Origin of the sequence: Marinobacter sp. ST-43, assembly GCF_030541085.1 — a bacterium.
GTDB classification, from domain to species: domain Bacteria; phylum Pseudomonadota; class Gammaproteobacteria; order Pseudomonadales; family Oleiphilaceae; genus Marinobacter; species Marinobacter nauticus.
This window is the reverse complement of sequence record NZ_JASSVO010000024.1, coordinates 1-22,934: the sequence shown is the minus strand read 5'-3', so window position 1 is coordinate 22,934 and position 22,934 is coordinate 1. Positions and strand designations below refer to the sequence as shown.

Annotated in this window: 20 protein-coding genes; 2 read left to right on the top strand and 18 right to left on the bottom strand. The window is 58.4% G+C overall.

Features of this window, described 5'->3' with window-relative positions:
• Window positions 1-67: 67 nt before the first annotated feature.
• The 4 genes from QPL98_RS17720 to QPL98_RS17705 are packed head-to-tail and all read right to left on the bottom strand — an operon-like array spanning window position 68 to window position 5,038.
• A complete protein-coding gene (locus QPL98_RS17720; RefSeq protein ID WP_303293703.1) occupies window positions 68-1,477 on the bottom strand; it encodes a hypothetical protein in 1,410 nt (469 codons plus the stop codon).
• Between the two features lie 31 nt (window positions 1,478-1,508).
• Entirely contained in the window at window positions 1,509-2,357 is an 849-nt protein-coding gene (locus QPL98_RS17715) for an outer membrane lipoprotein-sorting protein (RefSeq protein ID WP_303293702.1), read from the bottom strand.
• On the bottom strand, window positions 2,354-4,816 hold the full coding sequence (locus tag QPL98_RS17710) for an RND family transporter (RefSeq protein ID WP_303293701.1): 2,463 nt from the start codon (window positions 4,814-4,816) through the stop codon (window positions 2,354-2,356). The genes QPL98_RS17715 and QPL98_RS17710 overlap by 4 nt, the downstream gene beginning before the upstream one ends.
• A gap of 18 nt (window positions 4,817-4,834) precedes the next feature.
• Complete coding sequence (locus tag QPL98_RS17705; RefSeq protein ID WP_053113999.1) at window positions 4,835-5,038, bottom strand: DUF2892 domain-containing protein; 204 nt, start codon at window positions 5,036-5,038, stop codon at window positions 4,835-4,837.
• Between the two features lie 138 nt (window positions 5,039-5,176).
• On the opposite strand from QPL98_RS17705, the gene QPL98_RS17700 reads away from it, so the two are divergent.
• Window positions 5,177-5,542, top strand: a complete 366-nt coding sequence (locus tag QPL98_RS17700; protein WP_320108782.1) for a metalloregulator ArsR/SmtB family transcription factor — start codon at window positions 5,177-5,179, stop codon at window positions 5,540-5,542.
• A gap of 84 nt (window positions 5,543-5,626) precedes the next feature.
• On the opposite strand, the gene QPL98_RS17695 is transcribed toward QPL98_RS17700, so the two are convergent.
• The 14 genes from QPL98_RS17695 to QPL98_RS17630 form a co-directional block, all read right to left on the bottom strand.
• Complete coding sequence (locus QPL98_RS17695) at window positions 5,627-6,295, bottom strand: isoprenylcysteine carboxylmethyltransferase family protein (protein ID WP_136631561.1); 669 nt, start codon at window positions 6,293-6,295, stop codon at window positions 5,627-5,629.
• 141 nt (window positions 6,296-6,436) lie between these two features.
• Entirely contained in the window at window positions 6,437-8,812 is a 2,376-nt protein-coding gene (locus QPL98_RS17690) for a xylulose 5-phosphate 3-epimerase (RefSeq protein ID WP_303293700.1), read from the bottom strand.
• A 97-nt stretch (window positions 8,813-8,909) separates the two neighbouring features.
• Window positions 8,910-9,062, bottom strand: coding sequence for an MBL fold metallo-hydrolase RNA specificity domain-containing protein (locus QPL98_RS17685; RefSeq protein WP_175497454.1), 153 nt, complete (start codon window positions 9,060-9,062; stop codon window positions 8,910-8,912).
• 6 nt (window positions 9,063-9,068) lie between these two features.
• Entirely contained in the window at window positions 9,069-10,172 is a 1,104-nt protein-coding gene (locus QPL98_RS17680; protein ID WP_199451728.1) for an ABC transporter permease, read from the bottom strand.
• Window positions 10,172-11,266: an ABC transporter permease gene (locus QPL98_RS17675; protein ID WP_008172528.1), complete on the bottom strand. Its 1,095-nt coding sequence runs from the start codon at window positions 11,264-11,266 to the stop codon at window positions 10,172-10,174. Before QPL98_RS17675 ends, QPL98_RS17680 begins: the two co-directional genes overlap by 1 nt.
• Window positions 11,263-12,993, bottom strand: coding sequence for an ATP-binding cassette domain-containing protein (locus QPL98_RS17670; RefSeq protein ID WP_199451729.1), 1,731 nt, complete (start codon window positions 12,991-12,993; stop codon window positions 11,263-11,265). The genes QPL98_RS17675 and QPL98_RS17670 overlap by 4 nt, the downstream gene beginning before the upstream one ends.
• A 6-nt stretch (window positions 12,994-12,999) precedes the next feature.
• Window positions 13,000-13,962: an HlyD family secretion protein gene (locus tag QPL98_RS17665; RefSeq protein ID WP_199451730.1), complete on the bottom strand. Its 963-nt coding sequence runs from the start codon at window positions 13,960-13,962 to the stop codon at window positions 13,000-13,002.
• 175 nt (window positions 13,963-14,137) lie between these two features.
• Entirely contained in the window at window positions 14,138-15,493 is a 1,356-nt protein-coding gene (locus QPL98_RS17660; RefSeq protein WP_303293699.1) for an MBL fold metallo-hydrolase RNA specificity domain-containing protein, read from the bottom strand.
• A complete protein-coding gene (locus tag QPL98_RS17655; RefSeq protein WP_264995195.1) occupies window positions 15,490-16,410 on the bottom strand; it encodes a ribose-phosphate diphosphokinase in 921 nt (306 codons plus the stop codon). Before QPL98_RS17655 ends, QPL98_RS17660 begins: the two co-directional genes overlap by 4 nt.
• Window positions 16,407-17,921, bottom strand: coding sequence for a thymidine phosphorylase family protein (locus tag QPL98_RS17650; RefSeq protein WP_303293698.1), 1,515 nt, complete (start codon window positions 17,919-17,921; stop codon window positions 16,407-16,409). The genes QPL98_RS17655 and QPL98_RS17650 overlap by 4 nt, the downstream gene beginning before the upstream one ends.
• Before the next feature lie 46 nt (window positions 17,922-17,967).
• A complete protein-coding gene (locus QPL98_RS17645; RefSeq protein WP_303293697.1) occupies window positions 17,968-18,426 on the bottom strand; it encodes an ATPase in 459 nt (152 codons plus the stop codon).
• Between the two features lie 169 nt (window positions 18,427-18,595).
• Window positions 18,596-20,950, bottom strand: a complete 2,355-nt coding sequence (locus QPL98_RS17640) for a cation-translocating P-type ATPase (protein ID WP_303293696.1) — start codon at window positions 20,948-20,950, stop codon at window positions 18,596-18,598.
• A gap of 40 nt (window positions 20,951-20,990) precedes the next feature.
• Window positions 20,991-21,263 (bottom strand): DUF5676 family membrane protein, encoded by a 273-nt coding sequence (locus tag QPL98_RS17635; RefSeq protein ID WP_091854502.1) that lies wholly within the window; start codon window positions 21,261-21,263, stop codon window positions 20,991-20,993.
• Between the two features lie 13 nt (window positions 21,264-21,276).
• Window positions 21,277-21,510 carry a DUF2933 domain-containing protein gene (locus QPL98_RS17630; RefSeq protein ID WP_303293695.1) on the bottom strand — a complete coding sequence of 78 codons (234 nt, stop codon included), beginning with the start codon at window positions 21,508-21,510 and terminating at the stop codon, window positions 21,277-21,279.
• A gap of 185 nt (window positions 21,511-21,695) precedes the next feature.
• Between QPL98_RS17630 and QPL98_RS17625 the strand changes: the two genes are divergently transcribed.
• Window positions 21,696-22,736, top strand: a complete 1,041-nt coding sequence (locus QPL98_RS17625; protein WP_278350034.1) for a cyclopropane-fatty-acyl-phospholipid synthase family protein — start codon at window positions 21,696-21,698, stop codon at window positions 22,734-22,736.
• Window positions 22,737-22,934 lie beyond the last annotated feature (198 nt).

Here is a 22,934-nt window from a genome sequence, read left to right as displayed (position 1 = left end):
CCTTTTCTTTAGGTAAACCGAGTAAGGCCTACAGTAGCCAGCCCTTCGATATCAACATCTAACCTTTTCAGAACCCATAGCGTACCCCCAGATACAGGTTATTGTTGTCCTCAAACTGACCGAAGAAGGTTTCCTCCTGGGCGCCGAAAAACAGGTTTCCGCCGGCTTCAACAGAGAGATGGTCATCAACCTGATAGCCCACCCGGGGGCGCAGGTACGCGTCCCGGTCCGAGGGCGAGTAGAACAGGAACAACGACCACTCCAGATTCTGGCTGTGTGTCAGCCATGTCAGCCGCTGGGTGAGGACGTGGCGATTCTCGTCCCGCACCGGGGCACCAGGGGGCAAGGCCCGCCGGTAGGCCTCAAACTCGCCCATGCGCTCAAGGTAGTATTGCAGGCCCAGGGTCAGGTTACGGGCAATTTCCTGCTCATAGCCGAGCAGCAGGCGCAGCTCGCTGTTGCGCACCGTGGGATCGTCGCCATCGCGGTCGGCGCGGGAATCGTAATAGCCCAGCTCGACGTTGCCGATGCCCGGCCCCACCGGCCCGCGCAGGCTGGCGCCGAGCACCGACAGCGGAGGAAACCTGGCCCGACCGCTGGCCGGCTCGGCCCCGGCCGGGCTCTTCCAGAAGCCGTCGTAGCCGTAGAGCGCGACCTCGTAGGCGCCAAGGTTACGGTACAGCCGGGCGGCCCACTCGTCGTCTTCGAACGCGTCCGCCGGGCGGTCCGCCAGTACAACCGCATTGCGCCCGGTCAGCCGCCCTTGCCCTGTGTTGAAGAAAGAGAGACGGCGGCCGTCGATGAAGCGATCAGCGTCAAACCGGGGGGTGTAGACAAGGTCAAGATTGGCCCAGCTGGAAAAAGCCGAGACCTTCAGCGCGTCCGAGGGCGCCTTGAGGTACTCCACATCGCGGCCGATAAAAAACGAGACCCAGTCCTTGGGAAACAGATCGTTGATGAACACCAGGTCGCCGGTTCCCCAGGTTAGTATCTGGCGCCCCAGCTTGACATCGGTGTCCGCGCTCGGCGAAAACACCAGGCTGGCCTCACGCAGGTCGAACGCGCCCTCACCCGATTCCAGGTCCACCGACCGATCATCGTCCAGGTCGTCATAGAGAAAATCGCCGGTAAGGCGCAGCGTTACTCCCTTGAAATACTTCTCCGCCTCGAGCTGCAACCGGGTTTCGGCGATGGACAGATCGCGCTGGTGAGGATCATCGCCCAGCCGGGTTCCGCCGCGGGCCTCCCAGAAGCCGCGCAGACGAAATGGCAGCGCCGCCGAAGCCGGTCGGTCGGTGGTCTGTTCTGCTCCGGTCTCACCCCCGAGGCCCGCTGGCAGGGCCGGTTCTGCGGTATCACTGGCTGGCGCACCCAGCCCCTCCGGCAGCTCGGGCGCGGCCGCCCATAGCGCCCCGGGCGCCCCACCGAGAACGCTGCCCGCCAGCAACATACCCCAGAGCAGGCTTCTGGTGTTCATCCACGCCCTCCTGCTCTCAGTGCACCGGTGGTCACTGCAAGTACTCCTTTGGTGCCCGGCGCAGGTAGCGCTCCGAAAACACGTCTTCCGGCAGGCCCAGGTCATAGTCAATGCCAGTGTAGGTCAGCTCCGTGGTGCCGCCGCTGCGCAGGTTCTCCATCCTCGCCTTGACGACCGTGGGGTAACCCTGCACCTTCTCCACCGCCAGCGCGGTGTAACGCCGGTAGAGGTTGCCACTGTCGTCGACATACTCGGTGCGAACCGGCAGGAACGACTGCTTGTGGATATAGACATCGTAGTAGGCGAACTCAACCTCCCCGGGCCGCTTGGGTGTGTTGCGCACTACGTAGTAATTGTCTGTGGTCTCGATCAGCTCATGGCTGTCGGCATCAATACTGCGCCCGGAGATATCCTCGTAAAAGAAATCCGAGCCGACGAAGCTGGTGCGTTTGTCGGAGGCGGCAATTCGCTTAACCAGATCCAGCGCCGGCAGGTACAGCCAGCGGTCGTCGTCCCGGTCCTGGTGTTTCCACACCAGCAACGTCATCTGGCTCACATCCGCCGGCCGCCGGAAATAAACATAGTACTTCTGCTCGCCACGGTAGGCACTCCCCTCAATGGCATCTGTCTCCGGGCCGTCCCGCCGCAAAATGGTAAGCTCGCGACTTCGGATACGCCCCTGGCGGTCGGTGATGGTCATGGCGACCCTGGCGCGGCCATCACGCCCCTGGAAGTAGGAGACCATATTGGCCCGGTTGACAATGCGCTCCACCGAGGGCGCAGCGCCGGCATCCTGGGCCAGGGCAATGGGCGTGATGCCCAGCGCGATCACCACCAGGGCCAGCTTTTGGAACAGGGTAACAGGCCAGTATCTACTCATTGCACGCCTTCCTCTTGGTTTTGCGGATTCGGGGCGGCCCTGCGGGCACCGGGAAACAGCCATCGTTGCAGCAGGGTTACCAGTGCCGGCAGGATCAGCAGTGTGCTCAGGCCGGCGGTCAACAGAATGGCCGCGATAAATACCCCCACCGTCTGGTAGGGCACGAGCGGTGCAGCCAGCAGCGGCAGGAAACCAACGCCAAGCACGATGGCGTTGCGGGTTATTGCTCGTGCCGGCTCGCCGAACATCGGCGCCACCGAGCGACGCCAGGAGCCTGTCTCAGCTTGGGTGGCGCGGGCGCGGGCCAGGAAGTGGATGGCGTAGTCCACGGCGAGTCCCAGACTCAGGGCGCTCAGCACGGCGACCGGCATATCGTAGTTCTTGCCGATGATACCGATCAGACCGTAGATGGCCCCGATGGTCACAGTCAGGGGAATCATGCACAACAGTCCCCAGAGCAAAGAGCGGAACAATAAGGCCATCAGCAGGAGCACGACCACGAAACTGCCGAACAGGGCCATGGCCATGCCGCTGACCATTTTGTCCTGCCAGACCACATTGATGTAGTTAAGACCAAACCAGCGTGCCTGGATCGACGCAGGCGGAGGGTTGGCCGCGATGAAGTCGTCGAGCGCCTGAACCACCCGGCTCATATCCCGGTTGTCGCCACTGGTAAGCTGAACCCAGATGCTGGCACGGCGGTAGTCGGGGGTAACGAAGTGCCAGAGATCCTGGGGGCGGTGGCCATTCTGGTAGGTGAGCAGGGTCTGCGCAACCGCCGCCGGACTGTCCGGAATGCGAAAGGCTCCGTCATCGCCGCCCAGCAGTTCGCGGTGAACGGTTTTGACCAGATCGGCGACGGAGTTGGACTTGCCGACCACGCCGGTCTCGCCCAGCCGCTGCTGCAACCTGGCGATGTAGCGCAGGACTTCGGGGCGTTTGAAGATCTGGTTGTCCTGGGCCGCGTTATCCCCCTCCGGAACCAGCGCCAGATAGGCCATGTAGGTGCCGCCGAAATGTTCGTTGAGCACCCGGTCTGCCACCCGGATGGGGTGCTCGGGCTCGAACCACTTGACCGGGTTATCGTTGATGCGGATCAGGCTGATGCCATAACCGGCGGCCACCACCACGACCATGGTAATCACCAGCACCGCCCTGGCGTGGCTGACCACGCCCTCGCCGAGGCGACGCAGCCAGCGCCCCATGACCGTATCCTGGTCCGGGTCCCCGGCGGCGTGACCGAAGCCGGTGAGCCGCCGCTCCGGCATCAGCATGATGTAAGCCGGAATGAAGGTCACCGTGCACAACCAGGCCAGGAACACACCAATCGCGATAAAGATGCCGAACACCTGAACGGGCGGGATCGGGGTGAGTGCCAGTGAGGCAAACCCCGCCATCGTCGTCAGGGTGGTGAACAGCATCGGTTTGAACAGTATCCCCATAACCTCCCGGATGGCCCGGTGGCGGTCACGATGCAGGGGATAGCGATCGAAGAATTCCGAGAGGATATGCACCGCGTCCAGCACCGCAATGGGCATGATGAATACGGGGATCATCGAGCTCATGATGTGGACGGTGCTGCCGCTGATCACCAGCAGCGCCATGGTGCTCGCGGCCGCCACCATCGCCACGATCATCGCCGAGGTAATGAGCCGGATGTGGCGGAAGAACCACCACATCGCCAGGAAGATGACCAGCATTGCCAGTGGCGCCGAGATCGCCATCTGATAGAACATCTGCACACCGAACGTGTCCTCCGCCACGGGCAGCCCGGTGATGTAGACCTGATCGCCGGTATCCTTCCAGCCAGCGACTTTGTCAAGCAGGGCTTCGCGGACCCGGTAACTCATGTCCTTGCTGGTCAGCGGCAGGTAAAGGGCGACTGCCTTACCATCGGCGCTGACCAGGGTATTGTCGAACAGCGGAATGCGTTGCGCCCGCTCAAGAATAGCGAGCGCCTGGTTGCGGGTATCCGGCGGCTCTGGCATGAGCCAGCTGAAACGAACCGAGCCGACCCCCTCTTGCTCAATGTTGTCGACCCGCGAGAGCGCGAGCATATCCTCCTCAACCACGCCCTCCTGCCGGCCCGGGTTGTCCGGATCGGGCCACCTGAGCGTACTGGCATACTCCGTCAGCTCATAGATGCGCCGCAGCGAACCGACATTGAATACCCCGTCAGGGTTGCTTTCGTTGACCACACCCACCACGACCATGTCATAAAGCGAGAATTGCTCCTTCATGTCGTCGTGGAAAACGCGCACGGGTTCGTCGGAAGAGAGCATGTTCTCGGGGTCGGTATCGATGGTCAGCGGATTAAGCAGACCGAACCGCTCGGGCCAGACGCTTGGCAGCGCCGCCAGCGCCACCAGCGCCAGCGTGGCAACCACCATGGCCCAAACGGTCAGTCGAGGACGGTCAGTGGCGAACTGTAGCCACGAACTCTCGGTGTTTTCAGACATTTACAGTGCCTCCGTGCGTCAATCGAAGGCGGCGCCGGGCTTCTTGCCCAGGGCCTTGAGGATCTTCGCCAGAGGGCAGAATCCGCTGAAGGCAGCCTGCAGCATGTTGGCGCCCACAAACGCGGTGAACCACAGCCAGTAAGGCGAGTGGAGCTGGGAGAGAGCCAGACTTACAAGAATGAAAGATCCTGCGAAGGCGAGTACAAGACGATCAATGGACATATCTCTCTCCTGTTATACTAACGCGCTCTAGATCCAACAGATTGCGCGCCCCGTCGAAATTACACGGTATTTGGGTTGTCTGCTTGGCGACTAACTATAAGGAAGCCGAAATTTGCCAGAGGACAAGCAACGCTTAACTTGTTGACCAAGTATGTTTCGGAAAAACTAACATATTCACGAATTCAGAGCTATGAATATATGAATGGCAACCAGATGTCAGAAGCGGCTGATCACGCTACTAACTTGTTAAAAGCACTCTCCGGAAAGAGCAGATTAATGATCCTCTGCCAACTAGTGGAAGGCGAGCGGGCGGTGAGCGAACTCGCCGATACACTGGATATGCGCCAAGCGGCAGTTTCCCAACAACTTGCTCTACTGCGCAAAGATGGCCTGGTCAATGTGCGCCGTGACGGACGAACCATGCGCTATTCTCTGGCGGGAGACAAAGCGCGCCGTATCATTGAGCTTCTATATGAACTGTTCTGCGATAACGAAACATTCTAGGGCCCGGAATTATCCATCGCAGGCTTACGGTAATATGGGGTGCATCTATCCATGTAGGCATGAGAATTCGCAGTAAGAAATACATCACGCTGCCTCATCATCGCTGCCGTTATGTGACGCAGCGGCGAGCTGCCGCCACCGCCCCCAGCGGGGGATGAACATCGGCACCTGCCGCTGGTAGGCACGGTACTCCTCACCGAACTCCTTGAGCACCTGCCGTTCCTCACGCCGAGCCAGCCATGTGTAGACAAGCACGATCACCGGAAAAAGGCCGACCGAGAACAGCGTCGGCCAGTGCACCACACCTTCTCCAAACAGAGCGATGAATAGCCCCGTATACTGCGGATGCCGCACATACGCATACAAGCCGTCTTTCACCAAACGGTTTTCACCTCGCGCCTTGTGGACCTGACGCCACCCCTGAATAAAGAGGCCGATCCCGGTGAACGCGAGCGCATAGCCGAGCAACATTGAGACCAACATCCCGGTTTCGCCCAGCCCTACCAGGGTCGACCACAAGCTGGCGCTGACATACTCACTGTCGAGGCCAAAAAAACGCACCAACAGATAAATAGTGAGCGGAAAACCGTACATTTCCGCATAAAGCGCAATGATGAAGGCCTGCACCACTCCGGCGCCGGCCCATTCCCGCCAGTTTTTCGGCGCGAAATAACGGTAAAAGAACCAGGACACCAGAACGATAACGATCAGTGTGATGCCCCAGGCCCCAGCGTGATTGAACGATTCATTCATAGCATGATTGACCTGTATGTGGGGCGGCTAGCTGAATCGGTTGCCGCCCGGATTGTTTTAGTGTGAGAATCAGTACGGTGATCACCAACGCTTTACTTTTCCCCGTAAAGACTGTTGTAAGTCGATCCTCGCGCTCCATCGCTACAATGTCGCCTTATCAGCGCCTGAGGAGCCACTTTTTGACAGGATCGCCTGCACTATCGAATGGGCATCACATTTGTTGGCCTGCAGCAGCCCCGATGTATCCAGGGTGCCACCATGGTTTTCATAGCCAAACGCCAGCGTCCGGTCGGGCCCGAGATCGAGAGGACGGCAGAGTCCCAGCAAGGCCTCTGGGCGCATATGGCAGACGAACACTCTGAGTTTTGTATCGTGGGGAAACAGCTCGGCCCTGTAAGAAGTACCAGACTGATGTCCTGACTCGATTGGATCCCGGGGACTCCGGAATCGACCGGGCTCGAGAAGGCAGACCACACCACTCGAAAGCCCTCTCTGAGCCAGCGCTTCGGCAACCTCAAGGCAAACCCGGAGTTGATAGGCGCCGACAGCGATCAACTGCACATCACCGGCTTCACCAAGAGCGATGGCACCATCCCGGAGCAATTGCACAGCCTGACGGCCGTCAAAAACGGCAGGCAGTTTTGCCTTGGGAACCGTCATGGCCCAGAACTGCCCCTGGGTTCGAAAACACTCGTTAAGGCACGCCACAGCACTATTGCAGTCGGGAGGATAGACAACGCGGGCAGTGTCACTCATTTCTCCCATCAGGACTTCGCCGAAGGCCGGGTCCTGATGAGACTGCTCGTTCTTGCCGTTTTCCCAGAGGTGCGACGTCGCAATGACCGGCACGGATAACCATCGGGCGGGCCGACCGAGACTTTTCTGGTGTCGCGCAAAAATAATTTCCTGCCGAAGAGCGCCAATCATTTTCATGGCAAACGCTTCGTAGGACACCACCAGATTCATACCTCCCTTATTACCCAGAGCGGCGCTGACAACGGCCTCCTCATTCAGGGCTGTGATTACCGAGCCGTGAAGGGATTCCGCAAGGCCGGGCTCGGGCGTCAGGGTGCGATGCTTCAGAAGGTCAAGCGACTGGTTCATCTGATTACTACGCAATTCATCCGGGTTCCCCAGGCGAATACGAAGCGCCGGGTTGGCCTTTACAAGGGCAACAAACTGCCGATCAATCGCCACCATGGGCGACTCTGATACCGCCGTTTGCAACCAGACCGGTTCGGGCACAGTTTGCAGCTTGACGTCACGACAGCTCAGCGGATGATCCTTTTCCGCAGGCCGATCGTCTGCCCGGTGAGTTGCCAGCACGTCGCGGGCGCCGTGAATCTCGATCTCGGGCACAAACAAACGGGCAATGGATTCGTTAAAGTGCCTGCGCGAGACCTCATCAAATCTCGGTATTGCCGGAAGCGGGGTACCATGCGCCGCGTTTGAGCCAGCACCATAGAAACCATAGCCTTTGACCGTCTCGGCAATCAGATAGGGGAGCTTTACAGGGTACCTCATGTGGCCGGCGCTGACCTGTTCGCTGCACGCCTGAAGCCTCGATTCGGCCTCGAAGATGCCCCAGATAAAGGCCGCAGGATCGCGGCCATCAATGAGTATGGGGTAAAAGCCATTGAGCTCCAGGTGCTGCCGGAACCAGTCCGCCCCCCCTTGCAGAAAAATGGTTGACCGTTGATCAATGCGGCGCCCGTTAGCAATCATCACCGGGGTCACCAGGCCACAGTCCTCGGCTCGCCACCAGCGGCTTGCCCAGTCGCTGCCCCGCTGCTCCTCAAATGCCCCATCACTGAGAAACGCGACCAGACGCTCCCCCGGCAGCGGCATGTGGGTGTATTGCAGTTCAGCGAAGCCCAGATATCCGCCCTCGATCAGCCCGCCGGCAGTGTGGGGGTTGACGTGACTGCCCAGGGGAACCCCCGGTGTGCCATCCGGAGTGACGGCGTAGCTGTAAAAGTCGCTCACCAGCCGGGACAGCCCCACCTCGTCGAGCGTGTACCGAGCCTGCTGTTCTGGATGCAGATTGCCGAGCAGTATGTTGACGCTTTCGATAGCCGCCACACAGTGCCCCTGCCCCATCAGCCAGCTACGGGTCAGCCCCGCCAGTGTGTTGGCAGTAATGTAGCCAAGATAGGCAGGCACCATGTTCAGCGAACCACCGGTATGCCCCTGAGGATTTTCCTTGAAGTCATCCGCCGCCAGCGGCTGTCCGGACAGGTCCACTCTGCTGGCATAGGTCATGTGGGCTACCAGCCACATGGCCGCGTTGGTGAGGGTGTCTGCAGCCTCGAAAATAATCAGGGCATCGTCGAGCGAGTCATAACGCCCGGCACAAACGAGTTCCTGGCACAGGTCGAACACGCGCACCTGGGTCAAATCGGTATGTTCGATCACCCCGCGCCCTTTTGCCCAGTTGGCAAACTGGGGGTAACGCTGCCGGTATTGGGCAGCACGCTGCTGGATTCGATGTGAATCCTCAATGGAATAGCCGTTCATGATCTCTCCCTGATAACTCTACTGACGTTAATGGTGGCCTACTAGAAATCCTCGCCGTAAATATCCGGATCACCCCGGGTATTTGCCCGGTCTCACATCAAAGACGCAAAATGGATTGGTAGCCTGCCACATCCACCTCAAACCGGGTGTTCTGACGCAAGTGATCCTTCATGGCCTCCAGCGCATCAGGGTCTCCATGAATCAAGTTGATCGGCGTTTCGGTAGCGACAAACGTCAGGCACTCACCCAACCGATCTCATTGTACCCGGCGTCGAAAGACCCAAAGGGAGAAAATAAACAGCGTGACACCGATTACCAGCAAGGCGAGAGCCTCATCCCAGAGAACCGCCAGGCCGGCGCCTTTGAGGAAAATACCGACGATGATATCCATGTAATAACGCAGTGGACTCAGCAGGGAGAGGCTTTGCAGGAAAGGCGGCATGGTTTCTACCGGTGTCAAACTGCCCGACAGGAACATCAGCGGGAAAAGTCCGAAAAAGGAGAGCAGCAACGCCTGCTGAAGGGTCCGGCTGTAGGCGGCAATCAGTACGCCCAGCGCAATCGCACTGAGCAAAAAGATGGCGGTCAGCACCAGAAATAAAAGCAGACTGCCCTGAAGGGGCACATCAAAGACTCTGACAATCACCAAACTCGGAAAGATGGACAGTACGCCCATGATCAGCGTGGGTGTGACCTTGGCCAGGAACAGTTCCAGGGTGGAAATGGGCGTCACCAGCAGCTGCTCGATAGTGCCTCGCTCCTTTTCCCGGACAATAGAGGCGGCCGGGTGAATAACGCCCACCATCATACCGGCCAGAGCAATCATCGATAACACGATAAAACCCGATGTTGTCAGATCGGGGTTATACCAGATACGGATCAGGGGTACCGCGACCCCCTTCTTCCCGGCAGCAGGGAGCGCTTCGCGCTCCTGGCGCTGGACGATCTGCAGAGCATCATTGACGGCATTGGCGGCAATGTTGGAATTGGTGCCGTCCTGGAGCAACTGGAGCTGAGCACTCTTGCCAGCGAGAAGAGCACCTTCGAACCCGGCGGGAACGACCAACACCATGGTGGCATCACCTTTCTCCAGGAGGTCAGTGGCGGTTGCCACACGGGTTTCCTGAAATTTCAGGTCGAAGGTTTCGCTCACCGCAAATTTCTGGATCAACGAGCGACTCAAGGCGCTGCGATCCTCGTCCACCACCGCCAGGGGCAGGTGGCTTACATCAAAACTGAGCGCAACGGCACAGATGACGACTTCAATGGTGTAAAGCCAAAGTATCAGGGTCAGTATCAACCGGTCACGAAAGAACTGCACGAGCTCCTTGCGCAACAAACCAAATAAGGCAATTCCCATCAGGCCACCTTCTGCTTCATTCGCCAGGCCGCGAAGACAAATACCAGGACCGTATAGACGATCAACATCATCAGATTTGGCAGAACGGCTTCAAGGCCGGCTGATTTCAGTACGATGCCCCGGGAGATTTCCATAAAATAACCGGCAGGGAAAAGCCAGCTATACAGTTGCAGGGCAAGAGGCATGGTGAACAGAGGGAACAGAAAACCGGAAAACAAAAACGACGGCATCAAGGTGACAATCAGCGTTATCAACATGGCCGCCAACTGGGTACGGACCAGGGATGAGACCAACAGGCCGATACCCACCGTGGTCAGCACATAAACGAAAGCGGACGTCAGCAGCAGTATCGGGCTGCCGGCAATGGGGACCTGAAACCAGGCAAACCCCACCACCATGACCATAAGAATCTCCAGGAAAGCCACCAGACCGTAGGGCACCAGCTTGCCGACAACAAACTCGGTTGAGGTGACCGGCGATGCATAGATCTGCTCAATCGTACCGGTCTCTTTCTCACGCACGATCGCCAGGGCGGTCAGCAGGGGTGGGAACGCCATCAGGATCACGGCAAATAACCCGGGGATGACGAAATTGACGCTGCGCAGGGAGGGATTGAACCAGACCCTGGCCTGGACCCGGACGGCGCTCTGACGCGGGGCGGGGAAATTTGCGATTACCGCCTCGGCATAGGCCGATGCCAATCGACCCAGAACAGGATAGCCTCCGTCCACGATCACCTGGACAGGCGCCTCGTCGCCTCTGAGCAGTTGCCGGGCCAAGCCGGCTGGAATCACCACGCCCATGCTGATGGTCGAGCTTTGCAGTGCCGACTCCAGATCGCGGAGATCGGTCGTTTTCTGCTCTAATTGAAAATACCGCGAGCTGTCGAAACGGGCTGACAGGTCGCGGCTTGCCGGCGTGTTGTCCAGATCGTAAATGCCCACGGCAACCTGTTCCACATCCAGATTGACCGCATAGCCGAACAGAAAAAGCATGATCAGCGGCATGATCACGGCCAACGCAATGGTAACCGGGTCGCGAATCAGCTCGCGACTTTCCTTGACGATGAGGGCTCCAAGCCGATGAGCCTTCATGGTCCCAACGCCCGGGAATTGGCCGTTCCCGCCTGTTCTATGGCCGCCGTGAAGAGCATCTCCACCGTGGCGTCGGCTTCGAGGCCGAGCGAATGATTCAGCGATGATCGGCTACCGTGTGCAAGCAGCCGCCCGTCCAGCATTAACGCCAAACGATCACAATAGGCCGCTTCCTCCAGGTAGTGGGTAGTGACCAGCACGGTCATACCGCTGGCGGCCAGCTCACGGATAACCCGCCAGAAACGGTACCGGGCGACGGGATCGACACCCGAGGTGGGCTCATCAAGGAACAAGACCCGGGGCCGGTGAAGCAGGCTGCAGGCCAGCGCCAGACGCTGGCGCAAGGCACTTGAAAGATCACCGGTGAGCTTGTCGGGAATATCTGTCAGCCCCGTTACTTCCCTGGCCCAGTCGATCGCAGCCCGCGCCGCGCCTCCGGCCAGGCCGTAGGCATTGGCAAAGAAGCGGAGATTCTCCCAGGGGGTCAGTTCCAGATAGAGTGAAAACCGTTGTGACATATAACCAATTTGCCGGCGCAATGCGGTGCTACCCCCGCCGGAGCTCACCCCGGCCACCCGGGCGTTGCCCTCATCGATGGCCACCAGCCCGCACAAGGCCCTGATCAGGGTTGTCTTGCCCGCCCCGTTGGGCCCCAGCAACGCAAGCAGTTCGCCAGATGGCGCCTCGAAACTCACCCGGTCAACGGCCTTGAAATGTCCGAAGCGGACGCTCAGGCCGGTGGCCACCAGCCCTTCCTCTTTTCCCCTGTCTTGCCGGGCCAATTCCGGAAACTGCTGCTCGCCGGCCCTCCTGTCCGTCCGCAGCACAAACAGATCCTCGAGCCGGGGCTCGGCCGCCGCCAGGTGGGTTCCCTCGGGCAATAACTCGGCGAGCTGGTTTTCAGCGATGTCCGCGTTCATCACCAGTCGCAGGTGATCCGGCAACCACTGCACTGAATGGACGCTGTCAATTTGAGCCAGGATGCCGGACAACTCCCGCAAGCCTCGTCCGGTATCTCCAGCATTTACAGTGAACACCCTTCCGGCGGCGGGCCTCAGCAGCTCTTCCAGCGACCCATCCGCAAGAACGCGGCCCTGTTCCAGCAGCAGTATCCTGTCGCAGCGCTCCGCCTCGTCCATGTAGGAGGTAGCCACAACCATGGTCAGGCCCTGCGACCGGAAGCGGTCGAGCATGGTCCAGAGATGGCGCCGGGACAGGGGGTCGACGCCGAGCCCCGGTTCGTCAAGGATCAGCAGCTCCGGTTCATGGACCAGATTGGTACATAGCGACAACTTTTTCTGCATGCCACCGGACAGTTTGGCGGCGGGCCTGTCAGTAAAGCGGCCAAGCCCCGACATGGATAGCAACCTTTCTGAACGCTCCCGATAGAGTTCGTCGGGCACATCCCGGATGCGAGCGGCAAAGCTCAGGTTTTCCTTGACGCTGAGTCGATCGTAAAGCGTAAATCCCTGGGACATATAGCCAATCTTGGCAGCAACCTGCTTGGCCTCACGACGGGTATCGAAGCCCAGGACCCGGCATTCCCCCACAGTGGGGTCCAGGATGCCAGCCAACATCTGTAACAGCGTCGTCTTGCCAGCGCCATCAGCACCGACAATGCCCACTCGTTGGCCGCGATCAACGGAAACATCCAGTGGCTCGATGACAACATTGTCTCCGAATTGGCGGCCAAGGCCTTTGGCGACGATGGGTTCCGGGGAAGACATGACGGCTCAGCGCGCCGGAACCGAGAGGGTCGCTGGCCACTCGGCGCCCGGATCCCAGCGAATCCAGGCATCTGCCGGCATACCCGGTTTCAGAGCATCGGCCGGATTATCCAGCACCAGGGTAACGCCATAGACCATCCGAACTCTCTCGTCGGGCATGTGGACATCGCGGGGGGTGAACTGGGCGAAATCGTCAATCCTGCCGACTTTGGCGGAAAAGTCCCCGGGCAAACCGTCCACGCGGATTCTGGCGGGATCCCCCAAGCTGATCCGGTTGAGGATATCACCGGGGACATAGACCTTGAGTTCGAGCTGCTGCAGATTCACCATCGTGGCCAGCGGCTGGCCGGTATCGACAACCTCTCCCGTCTCCACCGCCCGGATCAGGATGGTTCCGGAGAGCGGCGCGGCAACCTCCGCTTTGTCCAGTTGCGATTCAGCCAGTGCCACCTGCGCCGCCCTTGCAGCCACCTGTTCTTCGGCGGCATCCTTCTGCCGCTGGAGAGACTCAAGTCGGCCCCGGGCCTCACTGACGGCATTTTCCGCCTGATCCAGATCACTCGAGCTGGCCAGATTGCGGGACCGCAAGTCCCGGATCCGCTGCCGTTGTTTCTCGGCATTCTTGAGATGATGACGCCAGGTGGTGATTTGGCTGTCGAAGCCGTCACGGACTTCCCGCGCCGAGGCCAGCTCGGCCTGTGCCGAGCGCAGGCGGTCTCTGGCATCGGCGGGGTCGATCACGGCTACCGTGTCGCCAGCCGAAACCTTGCTGCCTTCCGCGAGATGGTGCTCGATGACCCGACCGGCCACTTCGGCCGCGATCCGCACTTCCCGCCCCTCGATATGGCCATTGCCATAGACGATTCCCTGCGGCAAGGGCTCTTCCCCAAACAGAACAAAAACCCCATAAGAACCGCCGGCGAGCACCAACACCGCTATCAGAGACCAGAGCCAGGATTGGGATTTCACCAAACACTCCTTATGACATTACTGTTCAGGTTGGAGCCGGGATCAGGGCCACTGCCTCTCACTCCAGCCAATGAGATCGCCCACTCTAGCACACGGCAGCCGCCGAGACCAAGGTCGTTGCCGGATCTTAAGCGGCTCATTCAGGTCGCCCTCGAAGATGGCCGTCAGGGCATCGTCAAAGACGCAAAATGGATTGGTAGCCTGCCACATCCACCTCAAACCGGGTGTTCTGACGCAAGTGATCCTTCATGGCCTCCAGCGCATCAGGGTCTCCATGAATCAGGTTGATCGGCGTTTCGGGGGCTAAGTCACTTTGAGCCAGCCACTGTTCAATCTCTGTGAAATCTCCATGTCCGGAAAGCCCACTCAACACCTCCAGCCGGGCCTTGACCGGAATCCAGTCGCCGTGGATCTTGATCCTTTCCGCTCCATCAACCATTTTAGCGCCTCGTGTCCCCCCTGCCTGATAACCGGCAAAGATAACGGTTGTACGGTGCTGGCCGAGGAGACGTTTGAAGTGATGAAGAATGCGACCGCCCGTTGCCATACCGCTGCCTGCAATAATTACGTGCGGGTAGGCCTGGTCAGCCAGCGCCTTGGAGTCTTGGGCGCTGCGGCTATAGTGAACGGTGCTGCACATTTCGTGGCATTCTGAACTGCTCAACCGATGCTGATCTTCGTAGCGGCAGTAAATCTCAGAAACATCAATCGCCATGGGGCTATCCAGATAAACTGGCAACCTTGGAATTCGTCCCGCCTTCATCAGGTCGGTGAGCATATGCTGCAAGACCTGCGCTCTGCCCACGGCAAAGGCCGGAATCAGTATATTGCCCCCTTTGTCGACGGTTTCATTAACGATGTCTGCCAACTGCGACAACGGGTCCGCATCGTCGTGGCGACGATTGCCATACGTTGACTCCAGCAACAGCATGTCCAGAGCTGGCAGAGGCGCAGGTGGCCTCATGAAAATATCATTGAGGCGGCCCACATCGCCGGAAAAACCGACGCGTTTACCTTCCGCCTCGATGATGACACAGGCCGCCCCGAGAATGTGCCCGACCGGTCGCAGATGAAAGCGTATATCACCGAGCTGGATCACTTGGTGAAAGTCCACCGACTGAAACAGCTCCATGCAGGCTTCTGCATCCTCCTGATCATACAGGGGCTCCGGATTCTCATGCCTGCTCAGCTTATGGCGGCCGAGGTAATGTGCCTCCTCTTCCTGAAGATGGCCGCTATCGGCCAGCAATATGCTGCATAGCTCTCGGGTGGCATGATGGGTATAAACCGCCCCCCGGAAGCCCTGCTTGTACAACACGGGGATGTAGCCTGAATGATCCAGATGGGCATGGGTCAGAAGCACGGCATCCAGCGAGGCAATATCGAGCGGCAACGGTTGCCGGTTGCGCTTTCTCAGCCACTTGTACCCCTGAAACAGGCCGCAATCGACCAATACACGTGTCTGGCCGGTTTCAACCAGGAACTTGGAGCCGGTCACGGTTTCCGTGCCACCCAGAAATGTAATGTTCATCGGCGCTCACCCTCCACCTGATTGAGAAAATGCCTGACCGGCGGCACCAGCAATTCGCTGACATCGATCTCATTGCTGCTGTGTGGAACCGTGTTGGTGGTCACCAGCGTCTGCAGGCCGGTACCCAGAAGGTAGGTGTCCGAGGCCTCCGCAAAAATGCCATGCACCGCCGCACACAGGATGGCCTCCGTGCCTTGCGCCTTAAGTGCCCTGACACACTCGCCAATGGTGCGTCCGCTGGAAATAACGTCATCAATGATGACGGCTTTCCGGCCGTTATACGCCGAGATATCCGGCAAGGTGACTTCAACGCGCCGGTCACCCAGACGCTGCTTGGTGCCAATGACATAAGGATGGTTACTGGCCTGCGCGATACTTGATACCCATTGCTCACTTTCCGCGTCCGGACCTACCAGCAACAGACCGTTTTGCCCCCGTAGCCAATCCGCCAGCGCCGGTGCTCCCTGAACAACTTGCGTGGGTATGCTGTAGATTTCGTCAAGAGACTGGTACCTGTGCAAATGTGGATCAACGGTGATCAGCCAGTCGATATGTAAAGACAAAGACTGGGCAAACACCCTGGAAGTGACCGCCTCCCCTTCTTCGAAGCGTCGATCCTGGCGCATATAGCAAAGATAGGGCGCCACCAACCCAATCGACCTGGCACCGAGTTCCCGGAGAGTTTCAAAGAGAAACAGGAGAGCAAGGTATTTGGTGTCTGGATGCGTTAGGTCGGCCAATATTACGCAGTTCGCACCTTTGACTGATGTGAGCACACGTAAGTAGGACTCACCATCAGGGAACCTCCGCACCTGCAAACTTCCCGGCTCCAAGTTAAGCTGATCACAAAGCTTCTCCTGTAATGGGTGCGGGGTGAGGCTAAACAGCACATTTTTTTCAATAATGTCCACAATCATTCCTCTCGCTTTACAGTGAAGATTGCCGGCCCCATATCGTTAAACGCCAGCGCATAATCCTGCTGTCCCGGACTGTCACTGAGTAACTCATAGAGAGGCTCTCCCTTAATGACGATATCGCCGACGTTCACCAGCAGCCGTAGTCCTGCGGTAGAACTGGCAGGCGCTCCTGCCAGCTTGGCGACACGGGCAAGCCGACGGTTGTCGATAGACACGATTGTTCCGGATTCCGAGGACAGAACTGGACGCCGAAAACGGGCTTCACCTAAGCTCTTCAGTCCCCCCTGAGCCTTTGTTATGCGCTTGAACTGCTCCCAGGCAGAGCCGTCTTGAAGTAATCGCTCTGCTTTGATCATCCCCTCTTTCACGCCAAGACCATCGGCCAGATCGAATAAATGGCCAGCCAGCAAGATGGCGCGGCTCCGTAGATCCTCCGGCGCACCCCGCTTTCCCTGCAACACGGCCAAAACATCACGGGCCTCCTCTGTCGGCCCGATCCCTGCACCAACCGGCTTGCTGCCGTCTGTCGCGATGCAGCGTACCTTCAGCCCACAGGCCGCCCCAACGCTTGTGAAAAGAGAGGCCAGCCGGTCGGCATCGCCGGGCGTTCGAACCTTGGCCGTCTCCCCCACCGGAATGTCAATCACCGCATGGGTGGAACCGGCAGCAATCTTCTTGGACAGCACCGAGGCCACGAGCTGGCCCTCACCATCAAGGTCCAGCGCTCTCTCGATGCGAATCAACAGGTCATCAGCCGGGCTGAGGTTCATCGCCCCACCCCAGGCGAGACAGGCACCGGTTTCTCTGACCACACGGCGAATCTCGTTCAGCCCAAGCCTCACATTGGTCAGCGCTTCCATGGTGTCCGCTGTTCCCGCCGGTGAGGTGATGGCACGGGAGGAGGTTTTAGGCATTACTAAGCCTGCTGCGCTGACGATCGACACAACCAGCGGCGTGGTCCGGTTGCCCGGCAGGCCTCCAACACAGTGTTTGTCGAACACACGATCCACGCCTGGCCAATCGAGCTGTTGTCCGCAATTCACCATCGCCTGGGTCAAAGCAACAATCTCATCGAAACCTAATCTGCCACCCGCACAAGCGCTCAGGAAACAGGCTATTTCGACATCGCTGTATTTGTGTGCGGAGATATCGGAGACAATGCGAGCCATCTCAGCCGGAAGCAAGCTGTGTCCGAATACTTTCCGACGAACCAGACTCAAGGATTCGATATAGGGCGCATGATGTACTGAAACCAGGTCAGACTGAGCCACCCCGAGCCGCTCTATGGCGATATCTGAAAGCCCCGCATACCCTTTGGGAACCGTTTCATCAGACGAAATATTGAGAGTTGCGATGATGGATCGTCCCTGTGAGGAAATTCCCACCCTGGAACTGGCGGAGAATCCTTCTGAAAGGCACACATCACAATCATCACGCATGTAGACGACAGGCTCCTGATGAGTATTGATACCCATCTTGAAAACCCGTAACTGACTGGAAGACGCCACCATGTATCAACATCCTTTTCTGCGTTGAAGAATAATTTCAGTGTTCTGATCAGAGGTCGTTCATACGCCCTATCTGCCTGGCCAATCGCATAGCTTCGTTCTCTTCCATGGTTAGCAACGACTGCAGTAATTCTTTCGCCTCGGGAATTTCGGCTTTGTCGGCCATGGTACGATAAAGGTCCTCTATCTGATCATGGAAATCGAATACTTCTCTGCATATGCCCTCAAAATCCAGCTGTGCGTAGGGCTCATCGCAGGTTCTGTGGGTCTTAATGGGATGGTGAGACAGGTAGTCGTAGACCGTTGTCTCCAACGCTTTGGAATCGCCCTGCGACTTGAACTCGTTCACAATACGTTCCATTTCCGATTCATGGGTCGCCAAATAGTCCAGCAACGCTTGTGCTCGCTCTTCTTCATTCTTAGTGGCGCAGTCGGACAGGCATCTTGCAAGATGAGCATGCAAATCCCGTGTCCAGCTAATAAGTTCTCCAAAGGTTTTGATGTCCATTTACCCGTTCCCCCTTGTTGTCATTAATCATGTCAGCAAACAGCAATTACCTACCACTTAAACTCATAAGCCTGAATTCACACTGAAAAACCCCAACAAAAGATGCAAAAAGAGTCGCTCAATAGCGTGGGCTTGATGAACATCAATTTTTCCAATTGGAAGTGTTCGTCTACCCTAAGCCGTCCAGTCGGGTTCGCTTTAGCAGGAGTGCATTTACCGCAACAAGAGCGGAGCTTCCAGACATTGCGAGCGCCGCCACCTCGGGGCTTATCACCAACGGATAGAACACGCCTGCCGCCGCGGGAAAGGCGATGACGTTATAGCCCACCGCCCAGAACAGGTTCTGGTGCATCTTGCGCAGGGTAGCGCGCGACAGCTCGATGGCTCCCAGCACATCGTAGGGGTCGCTCTTCATCAGCACCACGTCAGCGCTCTCAATGGCCACATCGGTGCCGGCACCGATGGCGAAACCCACCTCCGCCTGGGTCAGTGCCGGGGCGTCATTGACACCGTCGCCCACCATGCCAACCTTCTTGCCCTGAGCCTGGAGCTCCTTGATCTTGTCCGCCTTCTGCCCCGGCAGTACATCGGCGATCACAGTGCCGATGCCCAGCTCCCGGGCGATGCGCTCGGCGGTGGCCTGGTTGTCGCCGGTGAGCATCGCCACCTCCACCCCGCGTTCCCGCATTTTCTTGACCATCGCCGCAGCGGTGGGGCGAGGCGCATCGGCAATGGCGATAAGGCCGACCAGCTTCCCGTCCTGGGCGACGTGCACCACGGTCTGCCCCGCGCTCTGCAGACGCGCGGCCTCGTCCTTCAGGCTCGCCATGTCGACCTTCTCTTCGTCCATCAGCCGGCGGTTGCCGAGCAGCACGGTCTTGCTGCCAATCTCCGCCCGCGCGCCCTTGCCCTCGATGTTGGTGAAGCCGGTCAGCGGATCGAGCTGCAAGCCTTCGGCCTTACTTTGTATCGCCTTGGCCAGAGGATGGTCCGAGCCCTGCTCCACCGTCCCCGCCAGTGCGAGGACCGCCTCCTCGGTGCTGCCCGCCACCACGACCACCTCGACCACCTGCGGCTCGCCCATGGTCAGGGTGCCGGTCTTGTCGAAGACCACAATATCCAGCCGGGTGGCATCCTCAAGTGCAGAGGCATTCTTGAACAAGATGCCGTTCCTGGCGCCGAGGCCGGTGCCCACCATCACCGCCATGGGCGTTGCAAGGCCCAGGGCGTCCGGACAGGCGATCACGAACACGGTGATAGTCAGGGTCACGGCAAGCAGCAGGCTTTGGCCGATCCACCAGAACCAGACGGCGAAGGTGAGCAGGCCGATTACGATGGCAATCACCACCAGCCACTGTGACGCTTTGTCCGCCAGCAGCTGCGCCGGGGCCTTGGAGTTCTGCGCCTCCTGCACCAGCTTGACGATCTGCGCTAACGCGGTGTCGGAACCTACCTTGGTGGCGCGATACCTGAAGCTGCCGCTCTTGTTAATGGTGGCGCCGATCACCTTATCGCCGGGCTTTTTTTCCACCGGCATGGACTCGCCAGTGAGCATGGACTCATCCACCTGGGACTCGCCCTCTAGAACCTCGCCGTCCACCGGAATCTTATTGCCGGGGCGGATCACGACGATGTCGTCCTTCAGAACCTCAGCGGTGGGAACCTCCCGTTCCTGGCCATCACGCAACACCGTGGCCTTGGGCGGCGCGAGATCCATCAGCGAGCGGATGGCGTCGGAGGCACCGGCACGGGCGCGCATCTCCAGCCAATGGCCGAGCAGGATGAACACCAGCAGCACCGCCACCGCCTCGAAAAACTGCACACCCGGGAAAAAGAGCGTGGAACCGACGCTGAACAGGTAGCCAGTACCCACCGAGAGAACGACCAGCACAGCCATGTTGAGCACGCCGTTTTTCAGCGCGCGCCAGGCGGCAACAAAGAACGGCCAGCTTGGCCAGAGCACGGCGATGCTTGCCAGTAATAGCAACCACAGGTCTAGCCGCAGTCCGAAGGGTGGCACCGGTGGTTCGAACATCCCACCCATGGGCGAATAAATGAAAATCGGGAGGCTGAAGATCAGGCAGACCCAGAAACGGTTGCGCATGTCGCGCACCATTGCCTGCATGTCCATGCTGCCGCCGTGGCCCATCTCGTGAGCCATCTCGTCCTTTGCGCCAGTATGTTCGCCGTGTTCAGCAGGATGCGCCGTATCGTCGTGGCCGGTGTGGGAGGCATGGCCATCGTGGACGGGCGTGGACACAGCCCCGGCTTCGGTCGGCGGGTCCCCCGGGTCGCAAACGTGCCTGGGCAACTGTTCTCCGGAACAGTGATAGCCGCACTCGTGTATCCGGGCCTTGATAGCCTCAAGGTCCACCGTCGCCTCATCATAGGTGACGGTCGCGCTGCCGGCCACATAGTTGACCTCGGCCTTCTTGACGCCGGGCAATCTCAATAGCTGTTTCTCTACGCCCCGGGCACTCAGTGCCGATAGCAAGCCGCGGATCTCCACAACGGTATTTTTCATTCCTTGTTTCCCTTTCCTTATTTGCAGACCGGAGCTTTCGTCAGCCCGACGCGCGCCCGACACCGAGATGGCGATGAAGCCAATTGAAGATCGGGCAGAACACCAGCCCGACATAAGCGCCATATAGAAAACTCTCAATCAATCCGAGCAGAAATCCCCACCAGGTCAGCCACTTGAACGCCGGCAGCACCTGCTCGAGAAACGTGTGCATGTGCAGGCTTTGCGGCGTCACCAGTCCATAGATCACGCAAACGATGAAGGTGACCGCCGCAAAGAGGCCCAACGCCCAGGTAACCAGTCTTGTGTCAAGCATGTTCCGTCCTCCGTTAATGCCGATGGCCAGAACGTCTGTCCGGGTCGTTTTCCGACTTGTCCGGCGCACTATGTCCACCATGCCCGCCCCCGCCGTGACCACCATGTCCTCCGTGACCGAACATATGCATGCCCACGAAAACGATGCCAATAAGCACCGAGAACCAGTTTTCCGCCAACCATTCCATAAAGACCTCTCCAGCCTGCTGCTGTACCAGCTGCCTTTGCATTGCTTCAGGCCCGGGCATGGCATTTCCTGACGCAAGTTAACCACATCTGCCTGAATTCAAACTGAATTACCGGACCGAAACAGAGCACACCTTGATCTCGATCAAATTAGAAACAATGTCCTAAAATTGATGACGCATGCACTTGCCGGTTACTGAATTTACTGGACACATGTTTTCTAGGAACACTCTGAGGAGAGAAAGGCATGAGCAACGAATCTTTCTCGGCAAGCATGCACCTTGAGCCTCAAAAAAGGCCTGCGGGGAAAAGCAGCATCATTCAGCTCAATCTTTTTCGAAAGGCGCTGAGATCTCTTCAGTTCGGCTCGTTATCACTTACATGGCCAGATGGAGAAAAGACGTGCCATGAAGGGAAGCAAGACGGTGTACATGCAGAAATGACAATCCTGCAGTGGCATGTCATTGATCGTCTGATCACCCACGGTGATGTGGGACTGGGAGAAGACTACATGGCAGGCAAATGGTCCACGCCCAATTTGCTTGCCCTAATGCGCCTTGTCACGGTGAACATAGTCGTTTTTGACCGCGCTTTACGCTCCAGCGTGGGGCTCAGGTTATGGCATTGGTTCAAGCATCGGTTGTTTTCCAATACGGTTAAGCGCAGCCGTGAAAACGTCCATGAGCACTACGACTTAGGCAACGATTTTTATCAGCTATGGCTGGATAAGAGCATGACCTACTCCTGCGCCCTGTTTGGTGGCAACGAGTCCCTCTCGCTTTACGAGGCACAGCAAGCGAAATATGAGCGGATCCTTCAGCGACTGGCACCGGAACGGGGAAGCCGCATCCTGGAAATAGGCTGTGGCTGGGGCGGTTTTATGGAAGTGGCAACTGCACACGGGTGCCATGTAACCGGGGCAACCTTGTCCAGCGAACAGGCGGATTGTGCCCGCCAACGACTCCGGTCCGCCGGACTGGAGGGAAATACCGAGGTGCGTTTACAGGACTATCGGGAACTGTCGGGTCCGTTTGATTTCGTGGTATCAATCGGGATGTTTGAACACGTGGGCGAGACCTATTGGCCCACTTACATGAAGGATGTACACGATTATCTGAGACCCGGCGGCAAGGCACTGATACAAACCATTACCATTGCCGAGGAGCGATTTGAGCGGTATCGCTCCGGCAACGACTTTTTGCGGGCACCCACCAACCTGATTATTCCACCACATCAATATCTTGATAACAATGTGTTGGAGATAGGCACCGATGCCACAACCGGTTAACGCGTGTCCGTCGATTGCAGGAATCATTAATCGATAAAAGGAAACAACCATGAACGATCGATTCCGCCCCTCCTTGTTGCGTATTCCAGACCAAGGTTGCCACTGATTCCAGACGAAGCCTGCCACCCATTCCACGCGAAAGCTGCCACTGATTCCACGGCAAAGCTGCCACCCTGGCAGGCTGCCTGATTTCCCCAT

Coding starts and splice junctions, on each gene's coding strand:
- QPL98_RS17720 (WP_303293703.1), bottom strand. CDS start 1,477: ATGAACACCAGAAGCCTGCTCTGGGGTATGTTGCTGGCGGGCAGCGTT.
- QPL98_RS17715 (WP_303293702.1), bottom strand. CDS start 2,357: ATGAGTAGATACTGGCCTGTTACCCTGTTCCAAAAGCTGGCCCTGGTG.
- QPL98_RS17710 (WP_303293701.1), bottom strand. CDS start 4,816: ATGTCTGAAAACACCGAGAGTTCGTGGCTACAGTTCGCCACTGACCGT.
- QPL98_RS17705 (WP_053113999.1), bottom strand. CDS start 5,038: ATGTCCATTGATCGTCTTGTACTCGCCTTCGCAGGATCTTTCATTCTT.
- QPL98_RS17695 (WP_136631561.1), bottom strand. CDS start 6,295: ATGAATGAATCGTTCAATCACGCTGGGGCCTGGGGCATCACACTGATC.
- QPL98_RS17690 (WP_303293700.1), bottom strand. CDS start 8,812: ATGAACGGCTATTCCATTGAGGATTCACATCGAATCCAGCAGCGTGCT.
- QPL98_RS17680 (WP_199451728.1), bottom strand. CDS start 10,172: ATGGGAATTGCCTTATTTGGTTTGTTGCGCAAGGAGCTCGTGCAGTTC.
- QPL98_RS17675 (WP_008172528.1), bottom strand. CDS start 11,266: ATGAAGGCTCATCGGCTTGGAGCCCTCATCGTCAAGGAAAGTCGCGAG.
- QPL98_RS17670 (WP_199451729.1), bottom strand. CDS start 12,993: ATGTCTTCCCCGGAACCCATCGTCGCCAAAGGCCTTGGCCGCCAATTC.
- QPL98_RS17660 (WP_303293699.1), bottom strand. CDS start 15,493: ATGAACATTACATTTCTGGGTGGCACGGAAACCGTGACCGGCTCCAAG.
- QPL98_RS17655 (WP_264995195.1), bottom strand. CDS start 16,410: ATGATTGTGGACATTATTGAAAAAAATGTGCTGTTTAGCCTCACCCCG.
- QPL98_RS17650 (WP_303293698.1), bottom strand. CDS start 17,921: ATGGTGGCGTCTTCCAGTCAGTTACGGGTTTTCAAGATGGGTATCAAT.
- QPL98_RS17645 (WP_303293697.1), bottom strand. CDS start 18,426: ATGGACATCAAAACCTTTGGAGAACTTATTAGCTGGACACGGGATTTG.
- QPL98_RS17640 (WP_303293696.1), bottom strand. CDS start 20,950: ATGAAAAATACCGTTGTGGAGATCCGCGGCTTGCTATCGGCACTGAGT.
- QPL98_RS17635 (WP_091854502.1), bottom strand. CDS start 21,263: ATGCTTGACACAAGACTGGTTACCTGGGCGTTGGGCCTCTTTGCGGCG.
- QPL98_RS17630 (WP_303293695.1), bottom strand. CDS start 21,510: ATGCCCGGGCCTGAAGCAATGCAAAGGCAGCTGGTACAGCAGCAGGCT.
- QPL98_RS17625 (WP_278350034.1), top strand. CDS start 21,696: ATGAGCAACGAATCTTTCTCGGCAAGCATGCACCTTGAGCCTCAAAAA.